The sequence below is a fragment of the Terrabacter sp. RAF57 genome (assembly GCF_052113925.1).
Taxonomy (GTDB): Bacteria; Actinomycetota; Actinomycetes; order Actinomycetales; family Dermatophilaceae; genus Terrabacter.
The window spans coordinates 18,506-33,051 of sequence record NZ_JBFRDT010000016.1 but is presented as its reverse complement, the minus strand read 5'-3'; the positions used below and the strand labels follow the sequence as shown (position 1 = coordinate 33,051).

Sequence of the window (14,546 nt, the reverse complement as noted above, 5' to 3'; positions counted from 1 at the left end):
ACCTACTGGCGGACGGTGAGGGTCACCTTGCCGTGGGCGCGGCGCTCGTCGATCTCCGTGAGCGCCGCCGCGACGTCGTCGAGCCGGTGGCGCGTGCCGATGGGCGGAGCGAGCGCCCCGCTCTCGAGGAGCGGGAGGATCGCGTCCCACTGGGTGCGCAGGTAGGTCGGGTCGGGCATCCAGAAGGCACCCCAGCCGACGCCGACGACGCTGATGTTGTTCAGGAGCAGCCGGTTGACCTTGACCTCGGGGATCTGGCCGGCGGTGAAGCCGATGACGAGCAGGCGGCCCTCGGGCGCGAGGCTACGGAGGCTGTCGGTGAAGCGGTCGCCGCCCACCGGGTCGACGACGACGTCGACGCCGCGTCCGCCGGTGAGCTCCTTCGCGGCCGCGAGGAAGCCGTCGGCGAGGACGACGTGGTGCGCGCCGGCCGAGCGGGCGGTCTCGACCTTGTCGTCGGACGACACGACGGCGATGACGCGGGCGTCCATGGCACGCGCCAGCTGGATGGCGGCGGTGCCGATGCCGCCCGCGGCGCCGTGGACGAGCACGGTCTCGCCGCGCTCGAGCTGGCCGCGACGGGTCAGGGCGAAGTGGACGGTGAGGTAGTTCATCGGCAGCGCGGCGCCGGTCTCGAACGAGACGGCATCGGGCAGCGTGAAGACCATCGCCTCGGGCACGGCGACCGTCTCGGCGAAGCCGCCGAGCACGGGGAAGGCCGCGACGTGGTCGCCGACGCGGAAGGCGCTGCCCTCGCCGACCTCGCGCACGACGCCCGCGCACTCGGCGCCGGGGACGAAGGGCAGCTCCGGGCGCATCTGGTAGAGCCCGCGGCTCATGAGGACGTCGGGGAAGCTGACCCCCGCCTCGTGCACGTCGACGAGGACGTGGCCGGGCGTCAGGGCGGGCTCGTCGACCTCGCCGACCGTGACGGACGACGGCCCGTCGAGGCTCGTGACTCGTGCCGCGCGCATGCTGCTCCTCATCGTCGGGGGATCTCGACCCTAGCCGCCCGCAGGGCCACACTGGACGGGTCGGCCGATGCGTGCCGCAGGACCCAGGAGGCGGCCATGGGCGTGGCCAACCGGATGGTGCGTGCCGGCAACGCGGCGCACGTGGCGCTCTACCGTCGCTTCGACGTCGGCTTCCTCCGCTCCGTCCGGGGGATGCCGGTCCTCCTGCTCACCGTGGCCGGTCGGTCGTCCGGCACGCTGCGGACCAGCCCGGTCGGGTACTTCCGCGACGACGGCGCCTACGTCGTCTGCGGGAGCGCCGGCGGCGCCGCCGCGGAGCCGCAGTGGTTCCGCAACCTCCGCCACGCCGACACGGCCGTCATCGAGGTCGGCGACGAGCGGATCGAGGTGGACGTCGCGGTCGCGCGCGGCGCCGAGCGCGACCGTTTGTGGCGTCGCCTGCTCGAGGTCGCGCCGTTCTTCGGCGGCTACGAGGCCAAGGCCGCCGGGCGCGTCATGCCGTTGGCTGCGCTGACCCCGCGAGCGCCGTCGTCCGCGGCGTCCTGATCGTGAAGGATGCCCTGAGCAGGTCGGTGTCGCGCGAGCTCGGTCCCATGCGCAGCTCGAACTCGCCCGGCTCGACGACGCGTCGACCGGCCGCGTCGACGATGGAGCAGGCTGCGGCCGGGACCTCGATGCGGGTGGTCACCGACTCACCCGGCGGGACGGTGACGCGGCGGAACGCCTTGAGCTCCTTGGCTGCCCACGTGACGCTCGTGACGACGTCGGTGATGTAGGCCTGCACGACCTCGTAGGCCGTCCGGTCGCCGGTGTTGGTGAGGGTGACCCCCGCGGCCACGACGTCGTCGGGCGAGACGTCGGTGGCGTCGAGGGTCAGGTCGGACCACTCGACCGTCGTGTACGTCAGGCCCTCCCCGAAGACGAACTGCGGCTCCTGGGTGAGGTCGGCGTAGCGGTGGCCGTGCTGCCCGCGCACCTGGTTGTAGTAGGTCGGCTGCTGCCCGACGTGCCGCGGGATCGAGACGGGCAGGCGCCCGGCGGGCTCGATGTGGCCCAGGACGAGCTCGGCGACGGCACGGCCGCCGCGCATGCCGGGGCTGAAGGCCTCGATGACCGCGGCCGCCCGGAGCGCGCTGGGCGGCAGCACGTTGGGCTTGGAGTGCAGCAGCACGACGACGACGGGGATGCCGGTGCCGTCGAGCTGGTCGACGAGCGCGTCGAGCAGGGCGACCTGACCGCCCTGCAGGTCGAGCGTCGCCGTCGAGCAGCCTTCTCCCGTCAGGGCGATCGTGTCACCGAGGACGACGACGGCGAGGTCGGCGGCGCGTGCTGCAGCCAGCGCCTCGGAGAGCTGGGCCGGGTCGACGGGCGCGGGTGCTGAGACCGGCGGACGGGGCTGCCCGTCGGGGAAGAGCCGCCCCTCGGGGTCGGGCACGAGGGTCTCGATCTCGGCGCCCCGAGCATGGGTGACGGCCCAGGTCGACGGGACGACGGCGCGGAAGCCGTCGAGCACGGTCTCGACCGTCTCGCGCGGGTGCCCGTCGGGCATCCAGTCGACCTGGCCGGAGGCCCCGGCCCAGTCGCCGAGGTTGGCCTGCGGGTCGTCGGCGTTCGGCCCGAGGACGGCCACGGTGCGCGGGACGTCCGTGACCGCATACGGAAGCGTGCCGTCGTTGGTGAGGAGCACGAGCGAGCGGCGGGCGACGTCGAGGTTGAGGGCGGCATGCTCGGCGGAGCCGATGACGAGGCGCTGGCGCTCGGTGTCCGGCGGCCGCGGGTTCTCGAAGAGTCCCAGCTCGAGCTTGACGCGCAGCACCCGGCGAGCGGCCTCGTCGATGGCGCGCTCGTCGAGCAGGCCACGCGCGACGGCCTCCTGGGCGGCCTCGAAGAAGGCCGGGGTCGTCATCACGAGGTCGTTGCCGGCGCGGACCGCGAGCGTCGCGGCCTCGACGTCGTCGGCGCAGACCTTCTGCTCCCAGACCATCCGACCGACGTTGTCCCAGTCGGTGACGAGGGTGCCGGTGAAGCCCCACTCCCCCTTGAGCACCTCGTCGAGGAGCCAGCCGTTCGCCGTGACGGGCACGCCGTCGATCGCCTGGTAGCCGAGCATGAAGGTGCGGCAGCCCTCCTCGACGGCCCGCTCGAACGGCGGCAGGAACCACGACGTCAGCTTTCGGCGGCTGAGGTCTGCCTCGCTCGCGTCGCGGCCGCCCTGGGTCTCGGAGTAGCCGGCGAAGTGCTTGGCGCACGCGAGGACGGCGGTCGGGTCGGTGAGGCCGTCGCCCTGGTAGCCCCGGATCATGGCCGCGCCGAGCTCACCGATGAGGTGCGGGTCCTCGCCGAAGGTCTCGCCGACCCGGCCCCAGCGCAGGTCGCGGGTGATGCAGAGGACGGGCGAGAAGGTCCAGTGGATGCCGGTCGCCGACACCTCGACGGCCGTGACGCGTGCCGCCTGCTCGACGAGGTCGGGGTCCCACGAGCAGGCCATCCCGAGCTGGGTCGGGAAGATCGTCGCACCCGGCCAGAAGGAGTGGCCGTGGATGCAGTCGTCGGCGGTGAGGAGCGGGATGCCCAGACGCGTCCGGGCCGCGAGCTCGATGGCGCGCGGCAGGTCGTCCGGGGAGGTGTGCAGGATCGAGCCGGCCAGCTTCGTGTGGACGATCTCGGTCAGGTCACCGCGCGCGTCGAGCTGGAGCATCTGGCCGACCTTCTCGGGCAGCGTCATCCGCCCGATGAGGTCGTCGAGGCGCTCCTCCACGGAGAGCGACGGATCGCGGTAGGGAGCGTCGGTGGGGGCAGCGGCGGCAGCATCGTCGGGCACGTCCCGACGCTAGCCGACCGGCAGACCTAGGCTGGCAGGGTGATCGAGCCCCTGACGCGACTGCCCGACGGGACCATCAAGCAGGTCAACCCCTTCACCGGCACGAAGGTGTGGACCTTGCCGGGGCGCGCGGCCCGGCCTCTCGGCATCGCCCGGCCCGACCCGAAGCCCCTCGACCCGGCCGAGCACGAGCGCCACTGCGCCTTCTGCTGGGGCCGGATGATCGAGACGACTCCCGAGATCGCCCGGGTCGTCCGGGACGGGTCGTCGTGGCGCGAGGTGCGTGGGCTCGTCGCCGAGCAGCTCCACGACACCGTGCCGGAGCTGCGGCTCTTCCCGAACCTCTTCGAGATCCTCAGCTACGACTACTGGCACCTCGCCCACGGCTACGAGCCGACGCCCGAGTCGCTCGCGCACCGGACGGCATACCTCTCGACGCCCGCAGGACGTGCACACGTGACCGCGCTGGCGCGCATCCGGATGCGCTCGCGCGGTGCGGCGGGAGCCGAGGCCGAGCCACTCGACGAGGACGACCTCGAGCGCGAGGCCGTCGGCCTCTTTGCCGGCAACCACCAGGTCGTCGTCTCGCGTCGACACTTCGTCGACGGCGCGACCAACGACGCCCAGAATGCCGGCGCCGGGACACTCACCCCCGAGGAGCACTGGCAGTACACGCGATTCACGATCGCCGGGGTGCGCGACCTCTACCGGAGCAACCCGCACGCACGTTACGTCTCGGCGTTCCAGAACTGGCTGCGACCGGCCGGCGCGTCGTTCGACCACCTGCACAAGCAGCTCGTCGCCATCGACGAGCCGGGCGTGGATCTCGAGCGGGAGACCGAGCGGGTGCGCGCCGAGCCGGACCTCTTCGCGCGGTGGGGGCCGGAGTACGCCGAGACGCAGGGTCTCGTCGTGGCGCGCACCCCCACGGCCATGGCCTTCGCCGGGATCGGCCACCAGTACCCGTCGCTCGTCGTCTATACGTCGAACACGTCGTGCCGGCCGTGGGAGCTCTCGGACGACGAGGTGCGCGACTTCTCCGACCTCGTGCACGCGTGCCACGCCGCGACGGGTGCCGACGTGCCGACCAACGAGGAATGGCACCACGGTCCGCCGTCGCTCGACCTGCCCGTGCCGCTCCGGGTGGTGCTCAAGTGGCGGGTGTCGACACTGGCCGGCTTCGAGGGCGGCACGAAGATCTACGTCAACACCATCGACCCGTGGGCAGTGCGGGAGCGCACCGTCTCGCGGCTGCGGCAGCTCGCCGCGGACGGTCTCGTCTCGGACCGCCTCGACATCCCCTGAGGCGCACCGCTCGGGTCAGACCTCGCTGCCGTGGCCCTCGGTGCGCCCGTCGGTGACTCCGCGGCCCGTCACGGACTGGAGACGGTCGATGTGCTCGGATGCCTGGGCCTTGGTGAGGTCGCCGGGCAACGTCTCGCCGGCCTCACGGGCCAGGGTCTCGAGGTAGCTGCGCTGGGCGCCGGTCATGGCCTCGTCGCCCGTGACCCAGTCCTCGGGATCCTTGACCGTCGAGTCGCCGGGGGTTCCGGCAGTCGCGGGGGTGGTGGCGCCGATGACGTCGTCGGTCGAAGAGGTGTTCGATTCGCTCATGCGGGGTCCGTACCCGGTCGGCCGCAGCCAGACACAACCCTCGACACGCGCTCAGCGGGCGAAGGACATCGCCTCGGTGACGTCGCTGCCCAGCATGTCGCGTCGGTCGAGCAGGTAGTTCTGACGCATCAGCCACGGCGCGCCGTCGCCCTGCTGGGGCAGGTCGTCGGCCGCCCGCTGCACGTAGCCCGACGCGAGCGGCAGCAGCGGCTGTCCCTCCATCCCCTCGGGTGCCCGCGGCGTCGCGCTCCGCCAGGCGTGGTGCTCCATGTGGTTGAGCAGCCGGCACACATAACGGCTCGCGAGGTCGGCCCGCAGCGTCCACGACGCATTGACGTACCCGACGCAGACGGCGAGGTTGGGCACGTCGGCGAACATCAGGCCGCGATAGACCGTGAGATCCCCTGTGGGGCGGGCCTGCCCGTCGACGGTGATCGCGATGCCACCGGCGATCTTGATCCGCAGCCCCGTCGCCGTCACGACGACGTCGGCGTCGAGCTCGCGTCCCGAGTGCACCCGTATGCCGTGTGGCACGAAGGTCTCGATCGTGTCGGTGACGACGTGGGCGCGTCCACGGCGGACGGCCTCGAAGAGGTCACCGTCCGGGACGACGCACAGGCGCTGGTCCCACGGGTCGTAGGTCGGCGTGAAGTGGTCGCTGACGAGGTCGGTCGAACCGAGCGACTTGGCCGCACCCTTGGACAACAACGACCTCATCACGGCAGGGCGCCGACGGCTCAGCTCGTAGACGCCCATGGTCCCGAGGACGTTCTTGTAGCGAGCAGCCGTCCCCGCGGCCTTCGTCGGGAGCACCCGCTGGAGCACGTCGCGGGCCCGGTCGCGGCGGGGCAGGGACGCGATCCACGTCGGCGTCCGTTGGAGCATCGTCACATCGGCACCGGCCTCGGCGAGCGAGGGCACGAGCGTCACCGCCGTGGCGCCTGACCCGATGACGACGACCGTGCGCCCCGAGACGTCGAGGTCGTCCGGCCAGAACTGCGGGTGCACGACGTCGCCCTCGAACGCGGCGAGGCCGGGCAGCTGCGCGTCGTGGGGCCGGTCGTAGTCGTAGTAGCCGCTGCAGAGGTAGAGGAATCCGCACGTCAGCTGCTCGCGCTCGCCGCCCCTGCGCTCGACCGTGACCGTCCAGCGCGCGTCCTCGCTCGACCAGTCGGCCGCGACGACCCGGTGGCCCAGACGGATCCGCTCCGCGATCCCGTGCTTCTCCGCCGTCCGGCGCAGGTAGTCGAGGATCTTCGGGCCGTCGGCGATGGCGTCGGGGTCGGTCCACGGCTCGAAGGGGAAGCCGAGCGTCATCATGTCCGAGTCGGACCGGACGCCCGGGTAGCGGAAGAGGTCCCACGTGCCACCGAGCGAGTCCCGAGCCTCGAGGATCGCCCACGAGCGGGACGGGCTCATCGTCGACAGGCGGTAGCCGGCGCCGATGCCGGACAGGCCGGCTCCGACGACGAGGACGTCCAGGTGCTCGAGATCGCTCACCTGGCCATTCTCACCCACTGTGACGCAGGCCGCGCGATCGGCTACCGGACGGTAACCAGCGGCTACCCTCGGGCGGGTGACGACGGCATACCCCCACCTGCTCGAACCCCTCGACCTCGGCTTCACGACGCTGCGCAACCGCGTGGTCATGGGCTCGATGCACACCGGCCTCGAGGACCGCGCCAAGGACTTCGACCGCCTCGCGGCCTACTACGCCGAGCGCGCCCGCGGCGGCGTCGGCCTCATCGTCACGGGCGGCTTCGCGCCCAACCTCGCCGGCGCGCTCTACCCGGGTGGCTCCGCCCTCGTCACGAGCCGGCAGGCCCGCCGACACCGGGTCATCACGAACGCCGTGCACCGCGAGGGCGGCACGATCGCCCTCCAGATCCTGCACGCCGGCCGCTACGCCTACCACCCGCTCGCCGTGTCGGCGTCGGCACTCAAGTCGCCGATCTCGCCCTTCTCGCCCCGCGCGCTGACCTCGCGCGGCATCCGCAGCACCGTCGACGCGTACGCCCGCTGCGCCCGCCTGGCCCGCGAGGCCGGCTACGACGGCGTCGAGATCATGGGCTCGGAGGGCTACCTGCTCAACCAGTTCCTCGCGCCACGCACCAACCAGCGCACCGACGCGTGGGGCGGCTCGCCGGAGAAACGGCGCCGGCTGCCCGTCGAGGTCGTCCGCGCCGTCCGCGAGGCAGCCGGGGCCGACTTCGTCATCGTCTACCGCCTCTCGATGCTCGACCTCGTGCCCGACGGGCAGTCGTGGGACGAGGTGGTCGCACTGGCCCACGAGGTCGAGGCGGCCGGCGCGACGATCATCAACACGGGCATCGGCTGGCACGAGGCCCGCGTCCCCACGATCGTCACGTCGGTGCCGCGCGGCGCCTTCACCCGCGTCACCGCGAAGCTGCGCCCCGAGGTCACCGTCCCCGTCGTCACGTCCAACCGCATCTCGATGCCCGACCTCGCCGAGCGGGTCATCGCCGACGGCAGCGCCGACCTCGTCTCGATGGCGCGCCCCTTCCTCGCCGACCCCGACTGGGTGGCCAAGGCCGCAGGCGACCGGGCCGACGAGATCAACACGTGCATCGCCTGCAACCAGGCCTGTCTCGACCACACCTTCGCCAAGAAGACGGCGACCTGCCTCGTCAACCCCCGCGCCGTCCGCGAGACGACCCTCGTGATCGCCCCGAGCCGACGCAGCAAGCACGTCGCCGTCGTCGGCGCAGGTCCTGCCGGCCTCGCGACCGCGGTCGCGCTGACCGAGCGCGGCCACCGGGTCGAGCTCTTCGAGGCGGCCGACGACCTCGGCGGCCAGTTCGCCATCGCCATGCGGATCCCCGGCAAGGAGGAGTTCGCCGAGACGATCCGCTACTACCGGAGGCGACTCGAGCTGAGCGGCGTCAAGGTCCACCTCGGTCGCCGCGCCGACGTCGAGGACCTCACCGACTTCGACGAGGTCGTCGTCGCCACCGGGGTGGAGCCCCGCGTGCCCGACGTCCCGGGCGTCGACCACCCGACGGTCGTGACGTATGCCGCCGCCGTCCGCGGCGAGGCACCGCCGGGTCAGCGCGTGGCCGTCATGGGCGCGGGCGGGATCGGCGTCGACGTCAGCGAGTTCCTCACCCACGTCGAGTCGCCGATGACGATCGAGCAGTGGATGGCCGAGTGGGGCGTCGGCGAGCCCGACGCCTCCCGTGGCGGCCTCGTCGAGGCGCACCCGTCACCCTCGCCGCGGGAGGTGCACCTGCTCCAGCGCAAGGCCACCCCCATCGGCAGGGGCCTCGGCAAGACGACCGGCTGGGTGCACCGGGCGGCCCTGAAGGCCAAGGGAGTCCATCACCACGTCGACGTCAACTACGAGCGCATCGACGACGAGGGACTCCACATCACCCACGGCGAGGACCACTCCGACCCGCAGGTTCTCGCCGTCGACACGATCGTGCTCTGCACCGGCCAGGAGTCCGTCAACACGCTAGGTCCCGCGCTCGCCGCCGCCGGGGTCAAGGTGCACGTCATCGGCGGCGCCGAGGTCGCGGCCGAGCTCGACGCCAAGCGCGCCATCCGCCAGGGCACCGAGCTCGCGGCGACGATCTAGGCCGCGGGAGGCGTGTCCTCGGCCGTACCATCGCGGCATGGGCGCATCCGACGTGCTCACCCTTCCCCGGACCGGCCTCAGCGGGGCCGTCGTCCGCATCGTCGAGCGCCTCGCCGAGATCGGCGCCCGGCCCGACCGGTCCCAGGACGAGCGTCTGCGCCAGGGCATGCTGATCTTCGCGTCGGTGCTCATCGCCCTCATCTCCTTCATCTGGGTCGGCACCTACCTCGCCTACGGCCACCCGCTGTCGGCCGCGATCCCGGCCGCGTACCAGGTGATCACCGTGGTGGGGCTGCTCGTCCTCTCGCGCACCGGCAGGTTCGCCGTGTTCCGCACGACGCAGCTCATGGCCTTCCTCGTCCTCCCGTGCCTGCTCCAGGCGTCGCTCGGCGGCTTCATCGCCTCGAGCGGGATGGTCCTGTGGGCGATCTTCGTGCCGCTCGCCGCGCTGGCGCTGCTCGGGGTGCGGCGCTCGGTCGGCTGGCTCGTGGCCTTCTTCGTCGCGCTCGTGACGCTGGCCCTGCTCGACCCCCGGCTCTCGGCCCACCCGGCGGCCCTGCCGACCGGTTTCGTCGTCACCTTCTTCGTGCTCAACGTCATGGGGGTGACCGTCAGCGCCTACGCGATGCTCGGCTACTTCGTCGAGCAGCGCGAGCGGGCCCGCATCGCCCTCGAGGCCGAGCAGGCGAGGTCCGAGCGCCTGCTGCTCAACGTGTTGCCGGCCCCCATCGCCGAACGTCTCAAGCGCGGCCCCGGCACGATCGCGGAGCACTACGAGGCCGTCACCGTGCTCTTCGCCGACCTCGTCGGCTTCACCGAGCGGACCCAGGTCATGCCCGCCGACGAGCTCGTCGCGCTCCTCGACCGCATCTTCTCGGCCTTCGACCGCGAGGCCGACGCGCAGCAGGTCGAGAAGATCAAGACCATCGGCGACGCCTACATGGTCGCCGGCGGTCTGCCGGAGCGGCGGCCCGACCACGTGCAGGCGGTGGCCCGGGTGGCGCTCGCGATGCGCGAGGAGATCGCGTCGATCGCGCGTGAACCGGGTTGCGAGTGGCTCGCCGTGCGCATCGGCGTCGACACGGGACCCGCCGTCGCAGGGGTCATCGGGCGGCGGAAGTTCATCTACGACCTCTGGGGCGACACCGTCAACACGGCGAGCCGGATGGAGTCCCACGGGCTGCCGGGGCAGATCCACGTGACCGACCGCGTCGCCGCTGCACTCGGACCCGGGTTCACGCTCCGCCCTCGCGGGACGATCCTCGTCAAGAGCAAGGGCCCGATGAGCACCTACCTGCTCGACGCCGCGGGAGGCGTGACCGCGTGACACACGAAGTGTCCGTCCCGTGGGCTCGGAAGCGTGGGCGTTCGGCCTCAGCGGACCTCGATGTGTCCTGACGGCCCGGCGCCCCTGAGGTAGGTGTCGACGAGTCGCGCGGCGTCGCCGGCGCCGTCCTCGGCCCGGACCCGCTCACCGAGGGCGTATGCCGCCGCGCGGGCTCCCGGGGAAAGCGCGACCTCGAGCGCCCGCTCGAGCCGAGCCGCCGTCAGGTCCTTGCGGGCGATCGGCGGTGCGGCGACCCCGAGGTCGGCCATCCGGCGGCCCCAGTAGGGCTGGTCGGCGGCGTGCGGCACCACGACCTGCGGCACCCCGGCCCGGACCGCAGCGGCGGTCGTGCCCGCTCCCCCGTGGTGGACGACGACGGCGCACCGTGGAAAGAGCAGGTCGTGCGGTGCGGCGCCGATCCCGATCGTCGTTGCGGTCGTGCCGACCGACAGCCCGGCAAGACCCTCGCTGACGACACCACGCAGCCCGAGACGGCCGAGCACCCGGCCCGCATCACGCACGACACGCTCCGGGTCGGGCGTCGGCATCGAGCCGAAACCGACGAAGACCGGGCCGGGCCCGTCGTCGAGGAACGCCGCCAGAGCCGGGTCAAGCGGGCCAACGCCGACGTCGTCGCGCACCCAGTAGCCGGTCTGCCGCAGCGCCGGGGGCCAGTCCGCGGCCGGCGGGACGACGTGCGGGCTCGCGGCCAGCAGCGTCGGCGTGCACTCCGCAGCGGCCGTGTAGTGGCGGAACCGCTGTCGTGGCAGGCCTCGTCGCGCACGGACGAGGTCACCGGCAGGGCGGAAGAGGCCGAGCGCGACCCGGCCCGCGAGGGTGCTCCATGCGTCGTTGACCCACGACGTCGCGCGGGGGCGCAGGGACAGTGCGACCGAGTCACCGTGCGAGCTCGGCCAGACCGGCGCGAAGACGGCGTAGAGGTGCGGCTTGGTCGGACGGCCACCTCGGCCGTCAGGAGTGAGCAGCGCGTCGACGAGGTCGAAGGTCAGCGCCCCCGACAGCACGGCGTCAGCAGCGTCGACGAGCCGCGCGACGTCCGCGGCCAGCGCCGAGGCGGTGTCGGCCATGACCCGCCGCATGAGCCGGGCCTCACGCACCTGCGTCCGCGCCGACCCGCGCAGCGCGTCACGCCCCAACCCCTCGCGCAGCGGCCCCTCGAGGTCGAACGACAACGGCTCGAACTCGACGCCGCTGCCCGCCACGACGTGAACGAGGTCGGCCGGCGCAGCGAGCGACACGGCATACCCCATCCGCCGGAGGCGCTGCCCGAGCGCGACGAGCGGCTGGACGTCACCACGGGATCCCATGCCCATCAAGAGGATCCGCACGTCAGTCGCCGTCAGTCCTCGTCGAGCTGCGCGCGGACGCGCGGCACGACCTCCTCGGCGTAGAGGCGGATGCACTCCATCCGCTGGTCGTGCGGGAGCGTGCCGAACGAGTACTTCAGCTGGAAGCGGGAGAGGCCGAGCACGCGGACGGTGTCGACGATCTTGGCGGCCACGGTGTCGGGCGACCCGCAGTAGACGGCTCCCTCGGGGCCGAGCTGCTGGAGGGCCTGGTCCTTGCCCATGGGCGCCCAGCGACGCTCGCGGCCCAGCTTGTTCATGTAGGGCAGGAAGTGCGGCATGAAGTCGTCACGCGCCTGCTCGTCGGTGGCGGCCACGTAGCCGGGCGAGTGCACCCCGATCGGCAGCTCGGGCCTGCCCATCTCGGACAGCGCGCGCCGGTAGAGGTCGGCGAGCGGTGCGAACTGGCGCGCGGAGCCGCCGATGATGGCGATGACGACGGGGAAGCCGTAGTGCGCGGCGCGGACGACCGACTGCGGGGTGCCGCCGACGCCGACCCACACGGGCAGGTGGCCGGACTCCGTCGCGGGCATGACCTTCTCGACCTGGACGGGCGGGCGGATCGAACCCTCCCAGCGGATCGGCTGCTCGGCCACGACGGCCGCGAGCAGGTCGAGCTTCTCCTCGAAGAGCGTCTCGTAGTCGCCGAGGTCGAGACCGAAGAGCGGGAACGACTCGATGAACGAGCCTCTGCCGACAGTGATCTCGGCACGGCCACGGCTGATCGCGTCGACGGTGGAGAAGCGCTGGAAGACGCGGATCGGGTCGTCGCTGGACAGGACCGTCACCGACGTGCCGAGGCGGATGTGCTCGGTGCGCCCCGCGAGGCCGGCGAGCAGCACGTCGGGCGCGCTCACGGCGTAGTCGTCGCGGTGGTGCTCGCCCACGCCGAAGAAGTCGAGGCCGAGCCGGTCGGCGAGCTCACCCTCGGCCAGGACCTCCCGGATCACCGTGGCGGGGTGGAGCGGGGCACCGTCGGGGCCGTTAGCGATGTCGCCGAACGTGTCGAGGCCGAGTTCGAGGCTCATGCGCCCATCGTAGGTATGCCGCCCACCTGCCACGTGCGCCCGGCGTCGGGGTCCCAGCGGCGGACCGACTCGATCGTGCCGTCGAGGGGGCGGGCGCGGTCGAGGACGGCGAGCGACTCCCCGACCTGGCGCGAGCCGAGCCCGCGGGCGATGGTGACGTGCGGGGTCCAGCGGCCCGGACGCACCTGGTCGGGCACGTCGGGCGCCCCGACCGTCGCAGCCGCGAGCGACCGCTGGAGGTCGAGCAGCTCGGGTGTCGGGACGACGAGGCGGGCGAGGACGTAGCGACGGGAGCCCATGACGAGGAGCGACCCCAGGCGGATCGGCACGGGCCGCATCGTCTCGAGAACGCGGGCGATCCGGGCCTCGACGTAGTCGGGGACGACCCCGGCGAGCGCCAGGGTGAGGTGCGGCGCGTTCGTCGCACCCTGGTGCTGCGACTGGCTCGGCAGTCCCGCCGCGGCCAGGGCCGCCCACTCACGCCGGACCTCCGTGTCGGAGGTGGCGTCGAGCAGGCCCTCGACCGCGTGCAGGGGCATGGTCAGGCGACCTGCTGCGAGTCACGCCGGCCGGTGAGGCCGAGGTGGTCTGCGACGAAGTCGCGCACGGCCGCCGTGTGATCGTCCCGGCGACCGTCACCGACCGGCACCACGAGCGTCGGCACGTCGAGGCCGGCGACGACGACGAGGTCGAGCTCGCGCCGCTGGCCCTGCCGGCTCGACCCGATCTCACGGTCGTCGTCGAGGTAGACGACGACCGGTTGGTGCGCGCGCACGGCGTCGACGAGACGGCGCACGAGGGCGACGTCGGGCGACCGCAGCAGGGCGGACTCCCAGACGTGGACGCCACCGGGTCCGTTCGCTCCGAAGCGGGCCCACGCCTCGGCGACGAGGGAGGCGGTGAGCTCGGCGGGGACCCGCGCCCGGCCCGCGACCTCGCGGACCCGCGCGCGCAGCGGCTCGGGCAGGGCCGCCTGCGACGCGGGCCGCACGACCCAGGCGTCCCCGTGCTGCTCGGCGGCGCCGAGCAGGGCCCGGGAGGTATCGGTCGACTCGGCCGCGAGTGCGAGGAGCTGCGCGGTGTCGAGCACGACGACGTGGTCGACGTCGACGGGGTGATCGGCCTGCCCCTCGGCCCGGTGCTCGACGGCGACGTGCTCGCCGACCAGCCATTCGACGATGTCCTCGGCGATCGAGGTTCGGCCCGACCCGGGGCGCCCCTCGACCATGACGAGCCCGTTCACGTCAGCCACCCAGCAGCTCCTCGCCGGCGCTCGCCCCGGCATCACGTGCCGTCGGTTGCCGGCAGGGAAGTGTATGTCAGGGGACATTTCGACCTCAGGGCTCCCGGGGGTCGAGCCGCGCGAGGAGGGCCGCGAGCGACGTGCGTTCGCGGTCGCTCAGTGACCCGAAGAAGTCGGCCGCGCCCTCGCGCCGTGCCTCGTCGACCTCGGCGAGGACCGACTCCCCCACCGCGGTGAGGGCCACGGTCATGGCGCGGCGGTCGTCGGGGTCGGGGCTGCGGTGGACGAGGCCCCGCGACTCGAGCCGGTCGACGACGTCGGTGGCCGAGCGCGGCGCGATGCGCAGGTGGTCGGCGACGACGCCGAGACGCGTGGGCCCGTGGTGCCCGATGACGCGCAACGCACGGGCGTCGTGGGGCGACAGGTCGGACCCGAGCCCGGTGGCCCAGCGCCGCCGCAGCGCCCGCGCCGCGCCCATGAGCAGCTCGTCGAGGGAGGGCTCGTCGGCGTCACGCATGGGGAGCAGCATACGGCGTGGTTTGTAGATTGACCTCATAGTGAGGTAACCTCAGCA

At 72.8% G+C, this 14,546-nt stretch carries 13 protein-coding genes; 4 read left to right on the top strand and 9 right to left on the bottom strand.

Annotated features, from left to right (window positions below; genetic code table 11):
* Positions 1–2: 2 nt before the first annotated feature.
* The gene (locus AB4Y83_RS17095; protein WP_442297591.1) at positions 3–974 is read right to left on the bottom strand and encodes an NADPH:quinone oxidoreductase family protein; all 972 of its coding nucleotides are present in this window, start codon (positions 972–974) and stop codon (positions 3–5) included.
* A 96-nt stretch (positions 975–1,070) separates the two neighbouring features.
* On the opposite strand from AB4Y83_RS17095, the gene AB4Y83_RS17090 reads away from it, so the two are divergent.
* Positions 1,071–1,520, top strand: a complete 450-nt coding sequence (locus AB4Y83_RS17090) for a nitroreductase/quinone reductase family protein (RefSeq protein WP_442297590.1) — start codon at positions 1,071–1,073, stop codon at positions 1,518–1,520.
* Here AB4Y83_RS17090 and AB4Y83_RS17085 read toward each other — a convergent pair.
* Complete coding sequence (locus tag AB4Y83_RS17085) at positions 1,468–3,795, bottom strand: glycoside hydrolase family 3 N-terminal domain-containing protein (protein ID WP_442297589.1); 2,328 nt, start codon at positions 3,793–3,795, stop codon at positions 1,468–1,470. The genes AB4Y83_RS17090 and AB4Y83_RS17085 overlap by 53 nt on opposite strands.
* 39 nt (positions 3,796–3,834) lie before the next feature.
* Between AB4Y83_RS17085 and AB4Y83_RS17080 the strand changes: the two genes are divergently transcribed.
* A complete protein-coding gene (locus AB4Y83_RS17080; RefSeq protein ID WP_442297588.1) occupies positions 3,835–5,100 on the top strand; it encodes a DUF4921 family protein in 1,266 nt (421 codons plus the stop codon).
* 15 nt (positions 5,101–5,115) lie between these two features.
* Here the strand turns inward: AB4Y83_RS17080 and AB4Y83_RS17075 are convergent, their stop codons facing one another.
* A complete protein-coding gene (locus tag AB4Y83_RS17075; RefSeq protein ID WP_442276489.1) occupies positions 5,116–5,409 on the bottom strand; it encodes a DUF3072 domain-containing protein in 294 nt (97 codons plus the stop codon).
* 51 nt (positions 5,410–5,460) lie between these two features.
* Positions 5,461–6,909 carry a flavin-containing monooxygenase gene (locus AB4Y83_RS17070; protein WP_442297587.1) on the bottom strand — a complete coding sequence of 483 codons (1,449 nt, stop codon included), beginning with the start codon at positions 6,907–6,909 and terminating at the stop codon, positions 5,461–5,463.
* A gap of 76 nt (positions 6,910–6,985) precedes the next feature.
* On the opposite strand from AB4Y83_RS17070, the gene AB4Y83_RS17065 reads away from it, so the two are divergent.
* Together AB4Y83_RS17065 and AB4Y83_RS17060 are read left to right on the top strand one after the other, a co-directional pair.
* Positions 6,986–9,007: an FAD-dependent oxidoreductase gene (locus AB4Y83_RS17065; protein ID WP_442297586.1), complete on the top strand. Its 2,022-nt coding sequence runs from the start codon at positions 6,986–6,988 to the stop codon at positions 9,005–9,007.
* Positions 9,008–9,044: 37 nt separating this feature from the next.
* On the top strand, positions 9,045–10,334 hold the full coding sequence (locus AB4Y83_RS17060) for an adenylate/guanylate cyclase domain-containing protein (RefSeq protein ID WP_442276485.1): 1,290 nt from the start codon (positions 9,045–9,047) through the stop codon (positions 10,332–10,334).
* Positions 10,335–10,381: 47 nt separating this feature from the next.
* On the opposite strand, the gene AB4Y83_RS17055 is transcribed toward AB4Y83_RS17060, so the two are convergent.
* The 5 genes from AB4Y83_RS17055 to AB4Y83_RS17035 form a co-directional block, all read right to left on the bottom strand.
* A complete protein-coding gene (locus tag AB4Y83_RS17055) occupies positions 10,382–11,668 on the bottom strand; it encodes a glycosyltransferase (protein WP_442297585.1) in 1,287 nt (428 codons plus the stop codon).
* 26 nt (positions 11,669–11,694) lie between these two features.
* Complete coding sequence (locus AB4Y83_RS17050; RefSeq protein WP_442276483.1) at positions 11,695–12,729, bottom strand: LLM class flavin-dependent oxidoreductase; 1,035 nt, start codon at positions 12,727–12,729, stop codon at positions 11,695–11,697.
* Positions 12,726–13,268, bottom strand: coding sequence for a 2'-5' RNA ligase family protein (locus tag AB4Y83_RS17045; RefSeq protein WP_442297584.1), 543 nt, complete (start codon positions 13,266–13,268; stop codon positions 12,726–12,728). Before AB4Y83_RS17045 ends, AB4Y83_RS17050 begins: the two co-directional genes overlap by 4 nt.
* A 2-nt stretch (positions 13,269–13,270) precedes the next feature.
* A complete protein-coding gene (locus tag AB4Y83_RS17040; protein ID WP_442276481.1) occupies positions 13,271–13,981 on the bottom strand; it encodes a hypothetical protein in 711 nt (236 codons plus the stop codon).
* Between the two features lie 85 nt (positions 13,982–14,066).
* Positions 14,067–14,489, bottom strand: coding sequence for a MarR family winged helix-turn-helix transcriptional regulator (locus AB4Y83_RS17035; protein WP_235509594.1), 423 nt, complete (start codon positions 14,487–14,489; stop codon positions 14,067–14,069).
* Positions 14,490–14,546 lie beyond the last annotated feature (57 nt).

What these genes read in the sequence shown, in the direction of transcription:
- AB4Y83_RS17050 (WP_442276483.1), bottom strand. Translation starts at nt 12,729, where the DNA reads ATGAGCCTCGAACTCGGCCTCGACACGTTCGGCGACATCGCTAACGGC.
- AB4Y83_RS17095 (WP_442297591.1), bottom strand. Translation starts at nt 974, where the DNA reads ATGCGCGCGGCACGAGTCACGAGCCTCGACGGGCCGTCGTCCGTCACG.
- AB4Y83_RS17075 (WP_442276489.1), bottom strand. Translation starts at nt 5,409, where the DNA reads ATGAGCGAATCGAACACCTCTTCGACCGACGACGTCATCGGCGCCACC.
- AB4Y83_RS17060 (WP_442276485.1), top strand. Translation starts at nt 9,045, where the DNA reads ATGGGCGCATCCGACGTGCTCACCCTTCCCCGGACCGGCCTCAGCGGG.
- AB4Y83_RS17035 (WP_235509594.1), bottom strand. Translation starts at nt 14,489, where the DNA reads ATGCGTGACGCCGACGAGCCCTCCCTCGACGAGCTGCTCATGGGCGCG.
- AB4Y83_RS17090 (WP_442297590.1), top strand. Translation starts at nt 1,071, where the DNA reads ATGGGCGTGGCCAACCGGATGGTGCGTGCCGGCAACGCGGCGCACGTG.
- AB4Y83_RS17055 (WP_442297585.1), bottom strand. Translation starts at nt 11,668, where the DNA reads ATGGGCATGGGATCCCGTGGTGACGTCCAGCCGCTCGTCGCGCTCGGG.
- AB4Y83_RS17045 (WP_442297584.1), bottom strand. Translation starts at nt 13,268, where the DNA reads ATGCCCCTGCACGCGGTCGAGGGCCTGCTCGACGCCACCTCCGACACG.